Consider the following 20,630-nt stretch of genomic DNA (forward strand, 5'->3'; position numbering starts at 1 on the left):
CAGCCCATTTACATGAAAAAAATCGCCCTAGTTTATACCCTTTTACTTGCCCTATTATTCTCATTCGAAGCCTCCGCTCAAAAGGATCCAAAAGCAAAAACTGTTTTAGATGCCATGAGCCAAAATTTCCAGGCCATGAATGGGTTTACTGCAAATTTTGACTTCACTTTCCAAGATGCAGTAGGCACTGGAGACCGACAGACGGGTGATATCGCTGTCAAAGGCGAACAATATCGACTCAAGCTCCCAGATCAGGAAATCTATAACGATGGTAAGACCGTCTGGACTTTTATCCAAACTGACAACTATAAGGAAGTCACTATCAACGATGCTGGTCAAATGGAAGGAGAACTCACTCCCTCCAATATCTACCGTCTCTACGAATCAGGCTATAGTTATAAGCTGCTCGGGGAAAAGCAATTTCAAGGTAGATCAGCTCAGGTAGTAGAATTGATCGCTGAGAAAAACAATGCTCCCTTCGAACAAGTGAAGTTGATGATTGATAAAAGCAGCTCAAACCTATTGGGCTGGGAGATGTTTGATGGTCAGGGAGGCGTATTCTCTTACACCTTCAAAAACCTAAAAACTGACGCTGACCTACCTGCATCTTACTTTGTGTTTGATGCCAAAAAATATCCAGGAATAGAAGTGATTGATTTGAGATAATCTCCAAAGTTTATCCTTATTAGTAGTCTCAAAACTACCTTTATGAAGACTCACTGGCTTTTTTCCTTTCTTGCATGTCTTATTTTTTCATGTCAGACCAAGAACAATCAAACTGAAAACAGCTCTATCGAAATGCCCAGTTATAAACTGGAGGTATTGGATTCAGTGACGGTAAAGGACATTCTTGCAACATTGTTTTTATTTCAGACTGCGGATGATGAGCATTTGCTATTTAAAGATGCGATGGCTGCCGAAATCTATGTTTTTGACAAAGCAGGAAATCCAATAGAAAAATGGAATAAAAAAGGAGATGTTCCAGGCTCTTTTTCCAATCTCAATAGAAATATATCTACCGACAAATCGGGAAATCTGGTCATTGTTGATATCATTAATGGCCTGAAAGTATTGAAGAAAAATGGAGACCTGATCCAGGATTTTGGAATACATTATACACAAATGAGTTTCAGTGGACCAATCACAATTTTCAAATCTCAGCAAGTCATTGAAAAAGATGGAAAAGATTACCTGTTGTATTCTCTGGATGTTATGGAGGACTTAAACGGGGACTTCGGTCCAGATTTTTTTCATGCCAGAAAAAACCTACTTCTAACCAATCTTGAAACAGAGGAAACCAAGGCCATATTACCATTTCCGGAAGGCTCCCAATTCTTGAATGGGAATATGTTTCTATTCGAAGACTTCAGACCGGTATTCTCATATGATGAACAATCACAAATGCTATATGTAGCTTTTCAGAATGAGCCAATTATGTATTCATACGATTGGTCAGGTCTAGAGCCTATTTTAAAAGATAAAACAAACTTAGATCTAGCTGGATTTGTAGCAGGAACAGGTTTTGAAAAAGGAGCCGTCGGCTACGGTAAACCTACGGACAATAAGATCAATCCCTTCCCCTCACAGATTATCAGTTTGGAGAAATATGGCAACGACTTTCTGATTAGCTATAAACCAACACCATCTGATAAAAGTGGCTTAGCAAAGATGATGGCTGGCGAGGCTACAAAAGAAGTATTCTGGCGTCTATTTGAAGAATCAAAAATCAAAACTGTGGTCCTGACAGCAAAGGGAAACCTTATCCCCTTGGACTTACCTGAAATGAACACCGATAGTTTCAAAGTAATAGGAGAAGATATCTGGTGGATGAAAAAACATACAGGAGAAGAAGAACAGGAGGATTTTACTGTGTATAGAGGTAGGCTGGTGAAAGAATGAGTAGTCAATCTCGTTTAGAACAGCTGTTCTTTGAGACTCATAAATCCTGCTTCTGGAGAAGCGGGATAACTTTAAGGACAACCTAGGGAAAAGATCTTCAACTTTACTACCAATGACAGATTGATTTGAGGACATCAAAAGCTGGTCAGTTCGAGTACCCGAGAGACGGGAGTCTAGAGGTTCGAGAACCTTTCGAATTCGAGACTCTCGTCTCTCAAGTGCTCAAGGTGACCGTGGTTATGGTTCCAAAACAAATTACTGTCATTTCATTTTTGTATGTTCAAAGAATATTTAATACTCGGAATGACATATTCTTAAAATACTCAGACTGACACACGGAATATCCATAAACAGCTTATCAGGCATTGATAAGTTTCTCGATATCAAACTTTTTCATCTTCATAAATGCCTGAACTACCCGTACAGACCTATCGGGATCAGCCATCAATTCTGAGAGAATTTCAGGTACAATTTGCCAAGAAACTCCATATTTATCCTTCAACCAGCCGCATTGACTCTCCTTGCCGCCAGCTGTGAGCCTTTCCCAGAAATAGTCTATCTGTGCTTGATCGACACATTCCACCACAAAAGATACTGCTTCATTGAAATCAAACTCATGCACAATCGCGCTGTCCATAGCGGCAAACACCTGTCCATTCAATTCAAATTGGGCATGATTGATTTTTCCCTCTTGTCCATTGGAATCATCAGCTCCATATCTGGAAACCAGCTTAATCCCAGAATTCTCAAATATATTCCCATAGAAATTGATTGCCTCTTCGGCTTTGCCAAAGTTAGTTCCAGAGAACATTAAGGCTGGGACAAACCTCTGCTCAGGCATTTCATGCTTATCTATCGTGAGCTGCCAGGTAAGCCCAAACTTATCCTGAACCCAACCGTACTTTTTGCTCCAGGGATAACTATCCAGAGGCATCAATGCTCTTCCATTTTCAATCAATCTATCCCATACATCCTGAATCTCCGCTTCATTTCGAACAATCGTATAAAAGGAAATAGCGGGCGTAAACTTAAACGCTGGCCCAGCATTGAGACACATAAACTTTTGCCCAGCAGACATGAAGGTGACTACCATGGGAGTTTCGTCAACTAGCTTAGAATCTGAGAAGACAGTACAGTAAAACTCAGCTGCTTCTTTCGCATTTCCATCAAACCATAAGCAAGGATAAATGGGCTTATTTAGAGTATTCACAGATTGATTATCCATGTTGTTCACAGATTTCTTTGACTTTGTCTAAGGCTTTTGGCCAGGATTCAGTGAAGTATTCTTCAAATTCCATGGTGGAATCCAAGTCTATTGAAAGTAGGGTATCCGCTCCTTTTTCTTTAAAAGAGTATTTTTCATGAGCTCCCTGCCACATTTCCACCTCTTCCCCCTCCGTTATTTCCACACCTTCTTTGAGCAGTCCAATATGCTCCACATCCACATGCTTATTTGGGATATTTTTAATGACCTTACTTACCAGTCCATTAGAATTGCCCTCTTCTCCCTGAGACACAAATAGAACTTTGCTTCCCTCCTCCCAAGTTCCGATGTAGGTGGAACCCGGAGAGAGAACATCCGTCCATTCTTCATAGGTTGGTTTCTCCAGCATAATCCTATAGACCTCAGCAGGAGTGTTTTTGATCAAGATCTCAAAATGCAATCTGACCAATTTCGCATCTGATTCTGCATAGGTTTTAAAGCTTTCCAAGATCGCTTGCCAGCCATTTTTTTGCATCTCCACAGAATTCTCGCTCTCAGCATCGAATATCTCTGTGACTTCCACCCCAGCAGGCACTTTCCGGAAAGTCACCTCCACCTCGCGCCCATCTTCCAGGATATAGCTGTAAAAAGAATGCTTTTCTACTTCTTGATATACCCCACTGAAATCAAAACCCATACTTCCATCTTTGGCTTCCATTCTACTGGTAAAACTTCCTCCTGGCTGTAGATCATTCTCAGCGTTGGGCGTGTGCCAATCTGAGGAGGCCGAATTCCAGTGAATGATATGCTTAGGTTGTGTGAAGTAATCCCAGACTATTTCTAGGTCTGAGTTGACTGTAGTCTGCACCTTAATCTTGGTTTTTTGAGTAGTTGTCATGGCTTTTAGTTTTAATTAGAAAAATGTACTTAACAAATTTATCTAGCAAAAGACTATTTCTTCCTGTTCAATTCAGACAAATGATGGGCGAAATACGACAGGAAACATTAAATTCAAGTTATGAAGAATATTGCTATTCTAGTTCCAGAACGATCTGTTTTGCAAGCCATTGCCGATCCTCAATTTTGCTTTTCGGCAGTCAATGACTTTTTGATCAAATCTGGAGCTGCCCCACTTTTTAATGTTGAACTGGTGGGACTGAACCCAGAGGTCAAATTAAACGACAAACGCTATTCCGTATTCCCCGACAAGCTGTTACCCGAGGCTAGTACGCCAGATCTAATCGTGGTACCAGCACTTTTTGGAGATATGAAACAGGCCGTAGAAGCAAATGAAGCCTATATCCCTTGGATCAAAGCCCAATATGAAGCAGGATCCGAGATTGCTTCGCTTTGTGTAGGTGCATTTCTACTGGGAGCTACAGGCTTACTAGATGGTAAAAAATGTTCTACACATTGGGGATTTACAAATCTATTTCGAGAGTTCTATCCCGAAGTGGACGTTCAAGATGACGCAATAGTCACAGAAGAAAATGGCATCTATTCCAGCGGAGGAGCGCATTCCTATTGGAACCTCTTGTTGCATTTGGTAGAGAAATATGCAGATCGGGAAATCGCCATTTTGACGGCTAAGTATTTTGCAATAGACATAGACAGAGATAGTCAGACTGCCTTCTCCATGTTTCAGGGTCAAAAATCCCATCAGGACGAGGCTGTAAAAAAGGCGCAAGAATATATAGAAAAGAAAATCGAAGAACGCATCAGCGTGGATCATCTTGCAGAAGAAGTTGCCGTGGGAAGAAGGAGCTTCGAACGGAGATTCAAGAGAGTCACCAACAATTCGGTGCTTGAATACATTCAGCGAGTAAAAGTTGAGGCTGCCAAGCGCAGCTTCGAAACTAGCATGAAAAACATCAACGAAGTTATGTTTGATGTAGGCTATTCAGACACCAAAGCCTTCCGTACCACCTTCAAAAAAATCACTGGCCTCACTCCTTTCGAGTATAGGAATAAGTATAATAAAGGGATAGGGGTGAATTAAGATAAGTCTATCATTTCCACTGGATCAAATCTTTAGACGATAAAAAAAGCTACCAGATTGGTAGCTTTTTTGTTTTCCCTCCCACAAAATAAGATTAGGGATAGAGCACTACGCCTAAAAAGAACATTATACTCCTGTAATAAAATACAGATTAAAGCGGAAAAAATCAGCGACTTAATAGGAATCAAAGCTATCTCCTACCGGTTTTCCTCGCCAACTTTGAGGCACATCAAGTCCCAAAATCCAAGCAATTGTAGCTCCCGTATCATAAGTCATGATGAGGTCATTTATTTGGTGATTCGTTTTAACACCAGGGCCAGAGATTATCCAAGGAATGTAAATTTCCTCAAGTGATTTTCCGCCATGGCCTTTTCCCACTCCGCCATGATCGGATGACAGCATAATGATCGTTTCCTCAGTAAGGCCAGCTGAAGCGACAGCATCAACAATCTGTTTGATCTTAGAATCTACAGTTTTCAACTCTTCGTAATACTCGGGAGTATCATGACCTATATTATGACCCACACCATCAGGTTCACTGAGATGTAAAAACATAAAGGTAGTCTCCCCCTCTTTAATAACTTCAATCGCCCTATCAAGACAAAGATCCTCAGTCTCTCCATTGTAAACCACGTCAATAGCATCCTTTTCCACCAAAGGACCTATACCACCCCAACTGAAAATGGCTGCTGTTTTAGCCTTTGGATTTTGATCTCGGATCAAGCTAAAAATGGATGGAAATATACCGTATTTGGTCACTTCATAAGGAGGGATTTCAGGTGTCTTACTTCCCCACTCAGTGAAACCATGAGCAGTAGGACCCGCACCCATCAGCATGGATGCCCAGTTGACTGCGCTGGAGGAGGGTAAAACCGTTCTTGCTTCCAAAGAGTAAGAACCACCTTCCATCAGCTTTTTCAGGTTGGGCATCTCTGCCTTCGGAAAGGCATATGATCCCAATCCATCAAACCCAATCAATATGACATGTTTGGCTTTTTTTACTTGGGACAGGCCTTTGTTTTGAAAAGCAAAAACCAGCAATAAAGAAATAATAAAGAGGTGTTTCATAGAGAGTTAGTTATTAGTACGGAGTACCATTTAATGATTCGTAATAGTAAATATTTCCAGCAAAATCACAGATGTAAAATCCTTTATCAGAGATCGCAGCTGAAGTCATAATCGGAGCACCCAGATACCTCTTCCATAGCAACCTTCCTGTATTTGCTTCCACTGCATAGACTTTGCCATCCATCGCACCGAAGACCAAATGATCTCCAACCAAGATTGGTGTAGACTCTAGGCTTTGTTGCTGGTCTTTAAAGTAAGATGGTGTGTAAAATAGCGCCGGATCCACTTCAAATTCCCAGAGCTTTTGCCCTGTGGTTCTATCAAAAGAAGCCAGGCCAGGATTAGAACCTGCGAGGATAACCCGATCCTTCAAAACAATCGGGGATGATGTGCCGGTATTTTTCATTGCTGTCGCAAAAGTGCGCTTAGTTTCACCAGTTTTTAGATCAATTTCATGGAACGTATCCTGCTCCGCAACCCAAAGCGATCCTTCTTTGTAGGCAATCACTCCGTCTCTGAATCGCAAACCCTGATCAGACCTAGACCAAAGAAACTTACCGGTAAAGCGATCAAAAGCATCCAGTGATCCCCAATGCCTGCCGGTGATCAGTACTGAATCTGCAATCGTCATGGTAGGTGTTGTCCCTTCACCTCCTCCGCCTTTTTTTGAAGTCCAGATAATATTCCCACTTGCAGCATCAAGTGCTGAAAGTGCTTCGGCAAAACCTGTATAGACGATCTCTCCATCCGTCACCAAGCCGGTAATAAAGCCAGGCAGTCGACGGTATTGAAGATCTTTCTCCCATATCAATTCCCCAGAAGCTATGTCAATGGCATAAGTGATCCCCAGCATATCAGTCGCTACGACTAAATCACCGACAATAACCATCTGGTTTTTTACGCCATTTTTTGTCCTAAACTTCCAAACTTCCTCCCCACCGAATGCATCCCAACAAGCAATAAAATTCTTATCCTCATTGCTATCATCAAAACCTGCCGATAAGACAAACTGCTTAAACAACACAGGCGAGCTCATATAAATATTCGAGCCAATATTCGCCGTCCAAGCTAACTCGTACGGAGGCTTTTGAACGGAAGAAACTACTGCGTCATGAGCGGAATTTCCGGCGAGATTCGCCCAGGTATCATTTGTAGTTACTTCTGGACTGGCGGCTGTAACTATTCTAAAAGTGGATTTTCTATGAATGATTTCTCCGCTTGCTAAATAAGCATCTACCACCAAAGTCGCATTAGTATGATCGCCAGGATCAATATTAGCTCTCCAATTCCAGTCTGTCACTTTATTCATTTTAGACCAATTATCCTCCTGCATGGAAGAAGTCCAGCTAAATCCATTTTTGTCCCACAAGCTATACAGCACACTATCCACTTCAGACCCGGAGTCATATACATTTACAGAGAAATGCAGCAATCCATCAGACGAAAGTGTCATATTTCCCTCCTGTGGATTGACGATTTGAATATCACGATCCAGATAAGTCCAGATCAACTGACTCTTGGTATCGCCTTTTGCATCGACTTTGATTTCTCTAAAACTGGAAGGAGAATGATCTATGCCTCCCATTGCAAGAGTTGCCGTGCTGTAAGTCGTTACGCCACTCTCTCCGTGTGTCTTTACCATGTTAATGTGCCAATGGCCATAGACCCATGATTTTAGATTATAGTCATTTAGATGAATAGATTTCTCTTCATTAACCTTGAAATCAAATTCGTCCCCATTTGTCAGCAGGTCATGATTAAAAAAGATCTTGGGCATATCCTTAGCGTAGGCATTGACCAAATTTTGCATCCAAGTACCTATGTCTTCACGGGTGAAACTTGGCGCATAATCACCACTCATCATCGGAGTAATCACATACAACGTATTCCCCACTTCCAGTGCATACCAAGCTGGTCCAAACTTGGATTCAAAGTATTTCTCACCATATTCTCCCTTGATGAGATCATGATTACCTAGATTATAATAAATTGGAATTCCGAGTTGTTTCTCCGTAAGGTGCTCGCTGTGCCATTTCATGCCAGACTCATAGCAGATATCACCCGTATGTACCACAAAATCCGGCTTTTGGACCTTGATGTATTTCTTCAGATCATCCACCCAGTCTCCATATTCATAGGTCTCCGTATCCGAAATATGTAAAAAAGTCACATTCTCCTTTTTCTCTTTTGCAATTACTCCGAAATCATAGTTTTGTGAATTTGAAGTAATTGGAATGTAGCGAGTAGGCGAATCAAAATCTGCACTTGGATAGATGGTGACAAAACGTTGCTTTTCCCAGCCCTCCAAATCAAATGTACCGTCTGCATTGGTACGGATGACATGAAGTCCGTCGGAAACAACAGCCTCAGAGACTCCTTTTTCAGAAGCATCTTTTACTCCGTTTCCATTTTCATCCCAGTAGATGGTTCCTTTGAGCTGCGCAAACACTGACTGGCTCATTCCTATCATAAAAATAAGAGCAAAGGATAACTTAATTTTCATTACAAATTTTTATTTACGATCATTGGCTTAAAGCAGTTTTAGATAAATCCCATAGCTGCCTGCCTAATTTATGAATAGTTACTTCAGGAAGAATAAGTCAAAAAACAAGCTCCATTTACTCAGGAGCTTGTTTTGAACTAATTAAACCAACTTATTTTTAATCAAATTCCATACGACAAGAGCCTACCAAAAAGTAGTTTGCTCTAGGTTTGGATTTAGCACTAATTGCTGCTGTGGAATTGGTCTGTAGTAATATTTAGGACCTTCAAACATTGGAGGGTTGTCTTTATTCTTTGTAAACCTTACAAAACCCTTGTTACCTTCTGACAAGTAAAAACTCTGAGGAGTCCCATTTTCATCAAGCAGATAAAACTTTGAAAGTGAATTTCTCACCTCCTCTGAAAACCCAGAAAGTACACCCTCACTACCTGGCTTCTCCAGTATGGCAATATCCTCGATTCCGTCACCAGTCACGTCAAAAGCGCCTAAGCTAGGAAAATACATTCCTTCTTGTCCCAAATTAAAGTTATCCCCAGCAGCCCAACGCATCATATCTGAATAGCGAAATCCCTCACAAGCTAATTCGACTCTTCTCTCTCTCCTCAACTCCAGCAGCGTTCCATTCCCCGAAATAGCAGGATACTGGGCTCCAAGGTATGGATCAGCGATTATTCCTAATTGAAGTGCCGGCATTCCTACTCGAGACCTTAAGACATTCACTGTTCTGTCAAGATCTCCTTGATTTAAGGTTCCTAACTCAGCTTTAGCTTCTGCAAGGTTGAGCAAAACCTCAGCGTATCGGATCACTGGAAGGTCCGTATAGTTAAGATTCCATCCTTTACGCTCTGATTCATTTGGATAATACTTTACCTGAAGATATCCACCGAAATTTGGACTCGTTCTCACTGGGTCTCCCGCTTCTGTTGTTTTGAATCCAGGATGGACGATGGTAGCCATCATACGTGGATCCCTATCTGCGAACATTTTTACAAAAGGTTTTTTGTCAAAATCAGTCTGTGAAGTGAAAGGAGTGCCATCACCCATTAAGTAAGTATCCGCCAAATCCTTGCTTAGCGACCACTGCCAGTTGTATACCACGTGGGTATTATTTCCTACTCCCAATTTCTCGTCTGAATCTACCCACCAGATCATTTCTGGATTTCCGTTTAGATTTGGGCTTTTGAAAAGATTAGAGTAATCATCTACGCTGCCAGTGGAATAAACACTAAAAGCTCCACTTGAAATCACTTCTTCAGCTGCACTTAATGCTCGCTCTAGCAATGCATTTTCGCTACCAGTTAGTCCCAATTCTGGATGATATTTTCTGAAAGTTCCTTCGTACAATGCGAATCTGGACAAAAGCGCGATTGCTGCATATTTCGTTACTCGAGTACGATCAGTGCCATCTTTCACATTTACGGCCGCAAATTCTAAATCAGCAATAATATTATCCACAACTATTTCTCGGGGATCTTTTTCTTTATACAATAGTTCTTCATCTGTGTCTGAAAGGTCAACATCGTACCAAGGCACATCGCTATAGCGCTGCACCTTGTCAATATAAAACCAAGCTCTAAAGAGTCTGGCTATTCCAATGAAATGATTGATCTCTACCTCAGAGCCTACCACATCATCCACACGAGCTAACATGTAATTGATTCTACGCAAGTCAGACCAGTCGCTCCAGCCTCCTACATTTCCAGCAGATACACCACCTACAAGTACCTGATCCACCTCATTTGATCCAGTGTTCAGAGAAATATTATCGGACCCTAAGTCTTCAAAACTGTATTGCATCTGTGAATAGAAGCCATTGGTATAAGTTTCCAGATCTTGAACATTCCTGAAAAATTGATCTGAAGTAATGCTAACATGAGGATCTCTCTGAAGGAAATCGTCGTTGCAAGAAGTGGAGAGTCCGATAATAAAACTCCACAAGAATAATTTATAAATTGATGATTTCATGTTGTGTTGAGATTAATTAGAATGTGAAATTCATGCCAATAGACATAGTTCTCTGGAATGGGTAAGCTGTCGTGTTACTGCTTCCACCTGAGCCGATCACTTCCGGATCTAACTTAGCTTTCAGCTTAGAAACCTCCCATAGATTTTCACCTGTGAAGTAAAACCTCACTTTTTGAATCCTTGAATTTTCCAGCATTTTAGGAGACAGACTATATCCTACCGTAAGGTTTTTTAATCTCACGTAAGCTGCATTTTGTAAATACCTTGTTTGAGGTAACCCCAATTCAGATTTATCCTCTGCGATGTAAGCTTTCACTCTTGGGAAGTAGGCATCTGGATTTTCAGGAGACCAGGAATCTAAATTGTGCACCTGCACATTTGTCCATGGCTGTGCGTAAACACCCCAGAAATAATGGTTCCCATTTTCTGGATACCAGTCTTTTTTACCAACTCCTTGAAAGAATACGCGTACATCAAAACCTTTCCATGCACTGTTTAGATCTAAACCAAACTGATACCTAGGAGTAGTATTTCCTATCACTTTAAAGTCTCCATGATTTTCTAAAGTCCAGTCTCCCTTGTCGATTTTACCATCTCCATTGATATCCTGAAATTTCAAATCTCCGACGTTGAAAACATATCCTTGATCATCCGAACCTACAGGTCTCTGATCCAGTGTCTCTAGCTCTGCTTCTGATTGGAAAAACCCATCTGTGGTCAATCCCCAGATTTGACCTAACTTCATACCATCATAATAATCATTCAAATTGCCTGTAGGATTGTCATAAGCCGTAATCTCTGTCTGATAATCACTCAGGTTAAACCCAACACCAATCATTATTGGCGATCCACCCATCGAACCGTGATGATTCCAAGAAATTCTTCCTTCCCAACCTTTAGTCACTAAATCGCCAGCATTAATTTTGGGCTCGGAGGCTCCCAAAACCGCAGGAAGGGTCTTACCCTTCACTAACATATCTTTTGTCTTGCGAGAATAGGCATCGAAATTAACACCCAGTTTACCTTCAAAGAATGTTAGATCAGTACCAAAGTTTAAGCTTTCAACTGTTTCCCAAGTCAATGATCCAGCTACTAAGCCAGGAGGCGACACTGTTAAAGGCCTCTCGCCACCCAGCACCTGACCAATCTGTCCCGCACTTAATGAAGGTATATACCCATAATCTGATACTGCTTGGTTGCCCAATGATCCGTATGAAGCTCTTAGCTTGAAAAAATCAAGTCTCAATCCTCTCGAAACACTTTCCATAAACCCCTCATCAGAAACTACCCAAGCAACTGAGGCAGAAGGGAAAAAGCCAAATCGGTCATCTTTTGGAAAGCGAGACGTACCATCATATCTACCATTAAGCTCTATAATATACTTATTGGAAAAGGTGTAGTTTACTCTATAAAATGCACCTCTCACCGCCCAATCCGAATATCCTTCGCCACCATTCCAAGTCCCAGTAGCAAGAGCGACAGAAGGTAAGTTGGTGGTTATCAAATCTGAACGAGAAACATTGAATGAATTAAGTACGCGAGACTCTTGATTGTAGCCTACCAATGCCTGCACAAAATGCTTCCCACCAAACTCTTTTTTGAAATCTGCATAAGCATTTAGAATCGTGTGATTAACCGACTCGGAGGAGTTCTGAGAAAAGGCTGGATTTGTCCCTGTATAGAGTTCCGGTTGATCTGGCCCCGTTTTATAAGGTATCGGCACGTCAAAGGAATGTGTATCATTACCAACCCTTCTGAAAGTCACATCAGCTTTTATACTGAAAATATTTTTGACAATACTGAGGTCTACATCAAATTTAGAAAGCATGTCGTTTCCTTGGGAAACGGACCTTCCACCCTCTTGCAATCTTCCCAATAATCCTGCTCCTGCACTCGTCCAACTTCCGTCTGGGTTTCTTGGCACATCTAGCGAATTCGTTCTGTTAGCATTGTGAAAGAAAAGCCAAGAACTGTAATAAGGCTGATCGTAATCGACCCTAGAATAAGCCGTGTTGTTACCAAATTTTAGCCAATCAGTAATCGTAAAGTCTACTTTCGAACGTAGATTAATTCTCTCATAAATATCATTTCCATACTTTAGCATACCATCTTGACGGTAATACCCAGCAGAAAATAAGTAATTTATATTCTCATCCTTTTTCGAAATATTGAAATTCGCTGAGTAACTCGGGCTGGATTTGTTGTACACTTCATTGAGCCAGTCTGTTTGTCCCACATAGAGGTATTTTTCCGGGTTATTTGGATCAACAATCACTGAAGGCAGTGAAGGATCATTTGACCGCTCTTGCGCATAGGCTCTTGCCTCTTCAGGGTAAAGGTTATAAAGAGGCGCCGCAGCTTCATGCTTGTACTTCATCACCGAGTATGGATCTGTTACGATCTCAGGTGTTTGGCCAAGTGTTTTGATCCCGTAAATAACATTCGCACTCACAGTCAATTTTTCAGACTGAGCCACCTTGGTGGTAATCAAAACCACACCAAATGCTGCTCTAGCTCCATATATCGCTGAAGCAGAAGCATCTTTCAGCACAGAAACAGAAGATATATCATTAGGACTAAGCGCATTCAACTCAGCACTAGTAACTGGAATATTATCCACCAAAATCAAGGGAGCCCCTCCATTCAATGAGGTGAACCCACGAATATTAAATTCCGGGCTATTCCCAGCTTTGCCACTTGACCGAGTAATATTTAGGTTAGGTATCAAACCTTGAAGCCCCTCACCAACAGAGCCTACTTGACGATTCTCGAATGTTTCTCCTTCCACCATATCTACCGCACCACTCAAATTCACTTTCTTCATCGTACCATAGCCTACTACCACAAAGTCATCCATGGTAATAGAGGTAGGTACGATTGTAACATCAACTCTGCTTTGGTTACCGATCAGCACATCCTGGACTTCATAGCCGACAAAGGAGAACACTAATACACTCGCATCATCAGCTACAGTCAACGTGTAGGCTCCATCAATATCCGTGACAGTCCCTGTAGTCGTCCCTTTCACCACCACGGTTACACCAGGCATACCCTCCCCGGTTTCTGAATCTATCACTTTACCAATGACAGTCTTGTTTTCCATTTGCTGTGAAGAAGATTCTTTATCAGCACCAATTGACACTCGCGAGATGGCATAGACGTCTTGACCATTATGTAAGCTAAACACCAGAATAGGAATCGCCATCACGAGACTCCTTATGGGCTTGCTTTGAGTAATCATGTTTTTCATAAGCGGAAATAATTTATTGTTTTTTAAATGTATCAAAATTCAAAATTTTCCTATCAGGAAAATTAACAAATCAGAAACTCATTATTTTTCTTACTCAAAAGTACCTATAAGCCTTACTAAGGATTAAAAAGAAGCATTATGTTTTCGTTAATAGAAATAATTTTTCATTGAAGGAAATTTAACATCATCTATAACATAACTTCAATATTTTCATAACAGGAAATTTTCACTACTTTGGAAGCAAATAGAAAAACATGACAAACTCAGATTATTTAACCATACAGATCGGCAACAAGCTTAAGGCGATCCGAAAAGAAAATGGATGGAAACTTGGAGAGCTGGCCGAAAAATCAGGCATGAGTATGGCCATGATTTCCAAAATCGAGAATGGTCGCGTAATACCCACTCTACCATCTCTGATTCAGCTGATTCAGACTCTAAATCTGAATATTTCGGATTTTTTCAGTGATCTGAAATCCGAAAACGACTTTAAAGGATATATCCTTCGGAAAAAAAGTGAGTACACTGCTGTGCACAAAGAGGAAGAGTCCACAGGCTATGAATATCAGATGATTTTAAACTATCCCATTGAAAAATCCTCCATGGAGATCTCGCTTCTTACACTAAAAAGCCAAGCCGAAAGAGCTAGCGTGTCCACCGCCGGATTTGAATACATCTATATATTAAAAGGGAAAATCGAATATGAGCTAGGCTCGGAGAAATTTCACCTAGAAGAAGGCGATTCGCTATTCTTTGATGGCAATATCCCTCATGTTCCTAAAAATGAAACTAGCCATGATGCTGTCATTTTAGTAGTCTATCTGATCACCATGAATTAAGCATGAAGAGCCAATTCAAGTTGCTTTTTTGATTTGAACTGCAATAGAAACAAGGTGATAACACATACGACCGTCATTATCAATCCAGCAAGCTGATTTAGATCTCCCAAGAAATTCACCCAAGTGACTGGCGTGTTGCTGAATTCTTTGAACAGCATCACTCCCACACTTCCTGTGTATCCCAGTGCATCTGCGGTGTAAAATAAAAATCCGACGTTTCCATTGAATCGAAGCAAGGCAATAAAACGCTCAAAAATCAAACAATGGAACAGGATGTAAGGAAGGTAAAGCCCCACACCATTGATCACCATCCACCAGATGGGTGACACTACCCCCTTATCAAAAAACCACGTTAGGACCACGATCCCAATACAGCACACTATACTTAGGTAGATACCATAATTAAAAGCTTTACGATTATCCCGAATCAAAACTCCAAATGCAGCTAACATCAATACCAATATTGCTACCGGGATTTCTGTCAGAGTGATCAACTCAGGTTTGGCCTGCATCCCAAGTTCAGCCCAAAACTCCACCATAAAATTATCGCGGAAATCACGCACAATTGTCAGTAGAACATAAACCACAACCAACCCTCCAAATACAAGTCCATGCTTTCTTAGAAAATCCATTCGCTGTTTGGCATTCATCGGTGAGCGTTCAGAGCGAAGACTTACATCTTCCGTTGATCGCTGCTGAGATCTGCTTAGCATCTTGACAGAAACCAAAAACAGCGGAAAGAATATCAGACCAGTAAGGAAGGGCATAATAAACTCCCCTACTCCAAAATCCAGCATCAGCCAAACTCCGACCGTTTTCACAAATCCAGTCGAAAAAATAAAAGTTGCACTGAGCGCTGCTGCCAAAAGCTCCGTATTTTTTCGTCCTTCCAGGTATGAAAACACCAACCCAAAAACCATCCCTAGTGGCAATCCATTCAAAAATAAGGCATATGGCTTAAGACCAACTGGCAAAACTGCAAATGCCAACAGCATCAACAGGCCGAAGCCGACCAAGAGCACTAAGGATGTAGCACGCTTAGTAGATGTCATCTCTGACACAAGTTTAATTCCTACAAACTTGGACAACATATACCCCAAAACCTGGCTAATCACCAAGACGGTCTTAAAATCCATCCCAAAAAAATCCATATCCAAATACTGTCCTGCCAGGAATGATTTGCGGACCGCATACATACCTGTATAGCACAGAAAAGCACCCACCATCAGCATTACCGTTGATTTTTCTGGAAAATATTTATGAGAAAAGATGCTTGTATTTTTCATATCATGAAATTTTTCAAATTTGGATATAGATGGAGCATCAAGACTTCAGATGATATTCAACTTGCTTTTGAGATCCTGTATTAAAACTGAATAAAGAGAGCAAATAGCTTCAAAACAATGAATTAATGAACCCATTTGACTTACGGATCAAAGGTATTAGGGACAGATTTGAAATTTGAATTCTGAATGTTAAGGGATTATTAAGTTTTCTAACAGGAAATTAATTTTCCAATTAGGAAATTTTTTAAGTTTATTTGCAATAGAAATATTGTACACTGCAATCATTTACATTGGTCCTTAGACATAAAATTTGAAATGAAGAAAGAAGCCCTAGCAATGATCTTTACTGAATTGGAGAAGCCATTTTCCGCTACGCCGGTAAATCTTCCGAATTTAACATCAGGCGAGGCACTCGTAGAGATCACCTACACGACTATATGCACGAGTGATCTTCATACGTTTTATGGACGTCGTGCTGCACATACACCAAGCGTACTGGGACATGAAGTTATCGGTCGGATCACTCGCATAGCAGAAGAAGGGCTTACTGATTTCTATGGCGATAAGCTTAAAATTGGAGATCTCGTGACTTGGTCAGTCTATGCCCATGACCATACTGGGATGATGGCGGCTAAGGGCATTCCTCAAAAATCTGAACCTCTTTTCAAATATGGTCATGAGCAAATCAAACAAAACGACGTTCTCAGCGGGGGATTTGCCACACACTGCCATTTGAGAAAGGGAACGGACATTTTCAAAATCCCCTCTGGAATTTCTTCAAAAGAAGCTGCTCCTTTGAACTGCACCCATGCTACTATAGCTGGAGCTATCAGACTAGCAGGGAGCCTGACAGACAAAAATGTGCTCGTAATCGGTGCAGGAATGTTAGGAATTTCAGCTTGTGCGATGTCAAAATTTGCTGGCGCCAAGCATGTATTTGCCATGGACAGAACTATTCAACGAATCGAAAACAGTACACGATTTGGAGCAGACAGAGGCATCGATGCGAACCTTTCACTAGAAGAGATACTAAGCATCACGCAGTCGCTCGGAGGCATTGATATCGTCATAGACACCACTGGATCTGCTTCAGCAATGGAAAAAGGCCTAAATATTTTAAACATAGGAGGGATTGCCATCTGGGTGGGCGCTGTATATTCGGAGCGAAATATCTCCATCAATGCCGAGTCGGTGGTAAGAAGAATTCTGACAATTAAAGGACTACACAATTACAGCCCGGAAGACTTGGCTTTTGCCATCAATTTTCTTGAATCAACACATTTACTCTATCCTTTTGAAAGTCTTGTAGAGACAGACTTTTGCTTGGCAAAGCTTGATGACGCCTTTAAATCGGCCAATAAATCTGGAAAATACAGAGTGGGCATCACTCCAAACTAATCAAATCATTCAATTATATCATCAAATAAAATGAGCGAAAAAAACTACATCAAACTGATCGTTTTTGACATGGCAGGGACAACTGTCAACGAAAACAATGTAGTCTATAAATCACTTCAACAGGCCATCAATAAGCTTGGACATGATTTCTCCCTTAATAACGTATTACTAATTGGAGGTGGGAAAGAAAAACTTCAAGCGATTCGTGACATCATGAAACCTGTCTATTCATCTGCAGAAGACCTAGAAAAGGATGCACAAATTGCCTTTGCTGATTTTCTGACTATCCTTAAGGCAGCCTATAAAAATCTGGAAGTAAACACCTATAAAGGCACCTGCGAACTATTTAGTTATTTACGTCAACATGGAATCAAAGTAGCACTAAATACAGGTTATAATGAACAGACAGCACTTTCTCTTTTGGAGAAATTAGGATGGAAAGAAGGTGAAACTTTTGATGCACTCATCACTGCTGACGATGTCAAAAACAGTCGGCCAGCCCCAGACATGATCTATGTGGCCATGGAGAAGTGTGGCATATCCAATGCAAAGCAAGTGGCAAAAATTGGTGACTCTGTCGTCGACATAGAAGAAGGAAAATCAGCCGGATGCGGATTGACCCTCGGTGTGACTACCGGAGCGCAGACTTCTGAGCAATTAAATACTGCTGACCCTGATTTCATCATAGATTCTTTAGTAGAGTTGAAAGAAATAATTGCCTTAGAAACAGTTTAATCCAAAACAGCCCCGACCTATGAACCGTCGAATTTTTATCAAAAACTCAGCACTGGCTGGGTTTAGCTTTGCATTGCCGGATCTTTCCAGTGAGCTAGAAGCCGTTTTTTCTAAAAAAATTACCATTGGCGTCATAGCTGATTTGCATCAGGATCTAATGCACGATGGAGCAGAAAGGTTATCCAGCTTTTTAACGGAAGTCAAAAAACAATCCCCTGATGCAATCTTGCAGCTGGGTGATTTCGCCTACCCTTCCGACACTAACAAAGCATTGATCGATGATTTTAACAATGCACATCAGCACAGTCTGCATGTCATTGGCAATCATGATACAGACTCGGGCTTTACCAAAGAACAGTGTCTTAGCGTCTGGGGGATGCCCGCTACATATTATACTCAAGATCTAAAAGGAATTCGCCTGATAGTGCTGGATGGAAACGAAAAGGGCTCGCCTTCTTACACAGGAGGCTACGTTTCATTCATTGGGGCCGAGCAGATCAATTGGCTTCAGAAGCAATTGGAGAAATCCACATTACCAGTCTTGATTTGTTGTCACCAGCCCCTTGCAGGCCTTTTCGCTGTCGATAATGCGACAGAAATCCAATCACTGCTAGGCCAGTATTCCGACAAAATTCTCCTTTGCATCAATGGTCATTCGCACATTGATCAACATCAGGTGATCAATGATGTAAACTACCTTCATATCAATTCTGCTTCTTATTACTGGGTTGGGGATGACTACAAGCACACAACTTTCGAAGCATCTATCATCAAAGAGCACCCCATCCTTGACTTGACTTGCCCTTATGAGGAAAGTTTATTCGCGTTCTTGACTATAGACCCTACCTCTAAAACAATAACTGTGAAAGGAAGAAGAAGTAAGTGGGTGGGTAAATCTCCTAAGGAACTCGGATACAAAATTGATGGTGAAACCGATCTATATGATTGGGTAATTCCAGAAATCAAAAATCTCAAAATCTCCTTATCACAATAGACACCTCCATCTATTTTTTCAAAGAAAAACACAAACAACTCCATGAATCAACAACACGCAATCGTAATCGGTGCAGGGATCGTAGGACTTTCTATGACTAGAGCGCTTTATGCCAAAGGTTGGAAAGTAACCGTCATCGAGCGCCACCCACAGGCTCAAGGTGCTTCTGTCCGTAATTTTGGAATGATCTGGCCAATCGGTCAAGAGCAAGGCCCTTGCTATCAACGTGCGATGCGCTCAAGAGAAGTCTGGTTGGAGATGTCCCAAAAAGCCGGTTTTTGGTCAGAACAAACAGGATCACTACATCTAGCATACACTGACCTGGAACTTCAGGTAGTCAAGGAGTACGTGACAGCCATGCAAAATCAAAAATCTGCACATCAGCTCAGTCCTGAAGAAACGCTATTGAAAAGTCCCGCGTCGGTGTCTAAAAATCTAAAAGGTGCACTCTGGACAGCCGATGAGATGATCGTAGATCCTCGTGAAGCGATTGCTAAAACTGCCCAATACCTGGATAGTCTCGATGGAATAGATTTTATCTGGAATAGGGTAATCTCAAGAATCGAAGGAAATACGGTTTATAGTGGACAAAGATCCTGGTCGGCAGATAAAATATTTGTATGCAGTGGCGCAGACTTTGAAACCTTATACCCAGAATTATTTGAGACTACACCTATCACAAAATGTAAGCTCCAAATGATGCGACTAGTGCAGCAACCGCAAAGCTGGCGCATCGGACCTCCCCTTTGCGCAGGATTGAGTTTTATACATTACAAAGGTTTTCAGGTGGCTCCCTCTTTATCACAATTAAAGGAAGTCTACACTGAGCAATACAAAGAGCTTTTAGACCTAGGTATTCATGTGATGGTTTCACAGAATGGAATGGGTGAATTGACCGTAGGTGACAGCCATGAATACGGACTTAACTTCACGCCATTCGATACGCAACGCATCAATAAACTGATCCTGGATGTTTTGAAGACATTCGCCCACTTTAAAAATTGGGAAATCGGAAGTTCTTGGCATGGCATCTACCCTAAAATGACTAATGGAGCCACAGAATTTGTCCATCAAATCGATGATGCAGTCACCATTGTCAACGGTATGGGTGGAGCAGGCATGACACTCTCATTTGGGCTGGGTGAAGAGGTGGTAGACTCTATCAAAGACTAATGCTCCGGAAGATATTTATATCAAAGGAATACTTGTCACCTATAAACTAAACCGCATTGAATTATTCAAGATGATCTTACTATGCCTATAGTAAAGAGCTTCCTTTCCATATGTAGACTTCCTTGAATACATTCAGCGAGTAAAAGTTGAGGCTGCCAAGCGCAGCTTCGAAACTAGCATGAAAAACCTCAACGAAGTTATATTTGATGTAGGCTACTCAGACACCAAAGCCTTCCGTACCACCTTCAAAAAAATCACTGGCCTCACTCCTTTCGAGTATAGGAATAAGTATAATAAAGGGATGGGGGTGAATTAAA

General features: G+C 41.2%; 15 protein-coding genes and 1 pseudogene. 9 read left to right on the plus strand and 7 right to left on the minus strand.

The features are described 5' to 3' along the window. The first annotated feature begins 12 nt into the window (after positions 1–12). Together LV85_RS03415 and LV85_RS03420 are read left to right on the plus strand one after the other, a co-directional pair. Positions 13–666, plus strand: a complete 654-nt coding sequence (locus LV85_RS03415) for a LolA family protein (protein ID WP_111316778.1) — start codon at positions 13–15, stop codon at positions 664–666. A 132-nt stretch (positions 667–798) separates the two neighbouring features. Next, complete coding sequence (locus LV85_RS03420; RefSeq protein WP_146260417.1) at positions 799–1,899, plus strand: NHL repeat-containing protein; 1,101 nt, start codon at positions 799–801, stop codon at positions 1,897–1,899. Positions 1,900–2,257: 358 nt separating this feature from the next. Here the strand turns inward: LV85_RS03420 and LV85_RS03425 are convergent, their stop codons facing one another. Together LV85_RS03425 and LV85_RS03430 are read right to left on the minus strand one after the other, a co-directional pair. After that, positions 2,258–3,124, minus strand: a complete 867-nt coding sequence (locus LV85_RS03425) for a VOC family protein (protein WP_111316780.1) — start codon at positions 3,122–3,124, stop codon at positions 2,258–2,260. Further along, complete coding sequence (locus LV85_RS03430) at positions 3,117–4,001, minus strand: SRPBCC domain-containing protein (RefSeq protein WP_111316781.1); 885 nt, start codon at positions 3,999–4,001, stop codon at positions 3,117–3,119. Before LV85_RS03430 ends, LV85_RS03425 begins: the two co-directional genes overlap by 8 nt. 120 nt (positions 4,002–4,121) lie before the next feature. On the opposite strand from LV85_RS03430, the gene LV85_RS03435 reads away from it, so the two are divergent. Beyond that, on the plus strand, positions 4,122–5,102 hold the full coding sequence (locus tag LV85_RS03435; protein WP_111316782.1) for a GlxA family transcriptional regulator: 981 nt from the start codon (positions 4,122–4,124) through the stop codon (positions 5,100–5,102). A gap of 174 nt (positions 5,103–5,276) precedes the next feature. Here the strand turns inward: LV85_RS03435 and LV85_RS03440 are convergent, their stop codons facing one another. From LV85_RS03440 to LV85_RS03455, 4 genes are all read right to left on the minus strand, one after another. Continuing rightward, entirely contained in the window at positions 5,277–6,170 is an 894-nt protein-coding gene (locus LV85_RS03440) for an alkaline phosphatase (RefSeq protein WP_111316783.1), read from the minus strand. A 13-nt stretch (positions 6,171–6,183) separates the two neighbouring features. Further along, a complete protein-coding gene (locus LV85_RS03445; RefSeq protein WP_111316784.1) occupies positions 6,184–8,673 on the minus strand; it encodes an outer membrane protein assembly factor BamB family protein in 2,490 nt (829 codons plus the stop codon). 183 nt (positions 8,674–8,856) lie between these two features. Beyond that, a complete protein-coding gene (locus LV85_RS03450) occupies positions 8,857–10,638 on the minus strand; it encodes a RagB/SusD family nutrient uptake outer membrane protein (RefSeq protein ID WP_111316785.1) in 1,782 nt (593 codons plus the stop codon). Between the two features lie 16 nt (positions 10,639–10,654). Next, positions 10,655–13,888 carry a SusC/RagA family TonB-linked outer membrane protein gene (locus tag LV85_RS03455; protein ID WP_111316786.1) on the minus strand — a complete coding sequence of 1,078 codons (3,234 nt, stop codon included), beginning with the start codon at positions 13,886–13,888 and terminating at the stop codon, positions 10,655–10,657. Between the two features lie 254 nt (positions 13,889–14,142). Here LV85_RS03455 and LV85_RS03460 point away from each other — a divergent pair, with 254 nt between their 5' ends. Next, entirely contained in the window at positions 14,143–14,727 is a 585-nt protein-coding gene (locus LV85_RS03460) for a helix-turn-helix domain-containing protein (RefSeq protein ID WP_111316787.1), read from the plus strand. On the opposite strand, the gene LV85_RS03465 is transcribed toward LV85_RS03460, so the two are convergent. Further along, positions 14,724–16,013: a DUF5690 family protein gene (locus LV85_RS03465; protein ID WP_111316788.1), complete on the minus strand. Its 1,290-nt coding sequence runs from the start codon at positions 16,011–16,013 to the stop codon at positions 14,724–14,726. The genes LV85_RS03460 and LV85_RS03465 overlap by 4 nt on opposite strands. A gap of 315 nt (positions 16,014–16,328) precedes the next feature. Between LV85_RS03465 and LV85_RS03470 the strand changes: the two genes are divergently transcribed. The 5 genes and pseudogenes from LV85_RS03470 to LV85_RS03490 form a co-directional block, all read left to right on the plus strand. Then, positions 16,329–17,411: a zinc-binding dehydrogenase gene (locus LV85_RS03470; RefSeq protein WP_111316789.1), complete on the plus strand. Its 1,083-nt coding sequence runs from the start codon at positions 16,329–16,331 to the stop codon at positions 17,409–17,411. Positions 17,412–17,441: 30 nt separating this feature from the next. After that, complete coding sequence (locus LV85_RS03475) at positions 17,442–18,146, plus strand: phosphonatase-like hydrolase (protein WP_111316790.1); 705 nt, start codon at positions 17,442–17,444, stop codon at positions 18,144–18,146. 19 nt (positions 18,147–18,165) lie between these two features. After that, positions 18,166–19,140 carry a metallophosphoesterase family protein gene (locus LV85_RS03480; protein ID WP_111316791.1) on the plus strand — a complete coding sequence of 325 codons (975 nt, stop codon included), beginning with the start codon at positions 18,166–18,168 and terminating at the stop codon, positions 19,138–19,140. Positions 19,141–19,182: 42 nt separating this feature from the next. Continuing rightward, the gene (locus LV85_RS03485; RefSeq protein ID WP_111316792.1) at positions 19,183–20,313 is read left to right on the plus strand and encodes a TIGR03364 family FAD-dependent oxidoreductase; all 1,131 of its coding nucleotides are present in this window, start codon (positions 19,183–19,185) and stop codon (positions 20,311–20,313) included. A gap of 124 nt (positions 20,314–20,437) precedes the next feature. Next, a pseudogene (locus LV85_RS03490) lies at positions 20,438–20,629 on the plus strand (helix-turn-helix domain-containing protein); the annotation flags it as partial. Between the last annotated feature and the right edge of the window lies 1 nt (position 20,630).

It is taken from the genome of Algoriphagus chordae (genome assembly GCF_003254055.1).
Classification (GTDB): Bacteria; Bacteroidota; Bacteroidia; order Cytophagales; family Cyclobacteriaceae; genus Algoriphagus; species Algoriphagus chordae.

What these genes read in the sequence shown, in the direction of transcription:
- LV85_RS03415 (WP_111316778.1), top strand. Translation starts at nt 13, where the DNA reads ATGAAAAAAATCGCCCTAGTTTATACCCTTTTACTTGCCCTATTATTC.
- LV85_RS03420 (WP_146260417.1), top strand. Translation starts at nt 799, where the DNA reads ATGCCCAGTTATAAACTGGAGGTATTGGATTCAGTGACGGTAAAGGAC.
- LV85_RS03425 (WP_111316780.1), bottom strand. Translation starts at nt 3,124, where the DNA reads ATGGATAATCAATCTGTGAATACTCTAAATAAGCCCATTTATCCTTGC.
- LV85_RS03430 (WP_111316781.1), bottom strand. Translation starts at nt 4,001, where the DNA reads ATGACAACTACTCAAAAAACCAAGATTAAGGTGCAGACTACAGTCAAC.
- LV85_RS03435 (WP_111316782.1), top strand. Translation starts at nt 4,122, where the DNA reads ATGAAGAATATTGCTATTCTAGTTCCAGAACGATCTGTTTTGCAAGCC.
- LV85_RS03440 (WP_111316783.1), bottom strand. Translation starts at nt 6,170, where the DNA reads ATGAAACACCTCTTTATTATTTCTTTATTGCTGGTTTTTGCTTTTCAA.
- LV85_RS03445 (WP_111316784.1), bottom strand. Translation starts at nt 8,673, where the DNA reads ATGAAAATTAAGTTATCCTTTGCTCTTATTTTTATGATAGGAATGAGC.
- LV85_RS03450 (WP_111316785.1), bottom strand. Translation starts at nt 10,638, where the DNA reads ATGAAATCATCAATTTATAAATTATTCTTGTGGAGTTTTATTATCGGA.
- LV85_RS03455 (WP_111316786.1), bottom strand. Translation starts at nt 13,888, where the DNA reads ATGAAAAACATGATTACTCAAAGCAAGCCCATAAGGAGTCTCGTGATG.
- LV85_RS03460 (WP_111316787.1), top strand. Translation starts at nt 14,143, where the DNA reads ATGACAAACTCAGATTATTTAACCATACAGATCGGCAACAAGCTTAAG.
- LV85_RS03465 (WP_111316788.1), bottom strand. Translation starts at nt 16,013, where the DNA reads ATGAAAAATACAAGCATCTTTTCTCATAAATATTTTCCAGAAAAATCA.
- LV85_RS03470 (WP_111316789.1), top strand. Translation starts at nt 16,329, where the DNA reads ATGAAGAAAGAAGCCCTAGCAATGATCTTTACTGAATTGGAGAAGCCA.
- LV85_RS03475 (WP_111316790.1), top strand. Translation starts at nt 17,442, where the DNA reads ATGAGCGAAAAAAACTACATCAAACTGATCGTTTTTGACATGGCAGGG.
- LV85_RS03480 (WP_111316791.1), top strand. Translation starts at nt 18,166, where the DNA reads ATGAACCGTCGAATTTTTATCAAAAACTCAGCACTGGCTGGGTTTAGC.
- LV85_RS03485 (WP_111316792.1), top strand. Translation starts at nt 19,183, where the DNA reads ATGAATCAACAACACGCAATCGTAATCGGTGCAGGGATCGTAGGACTT.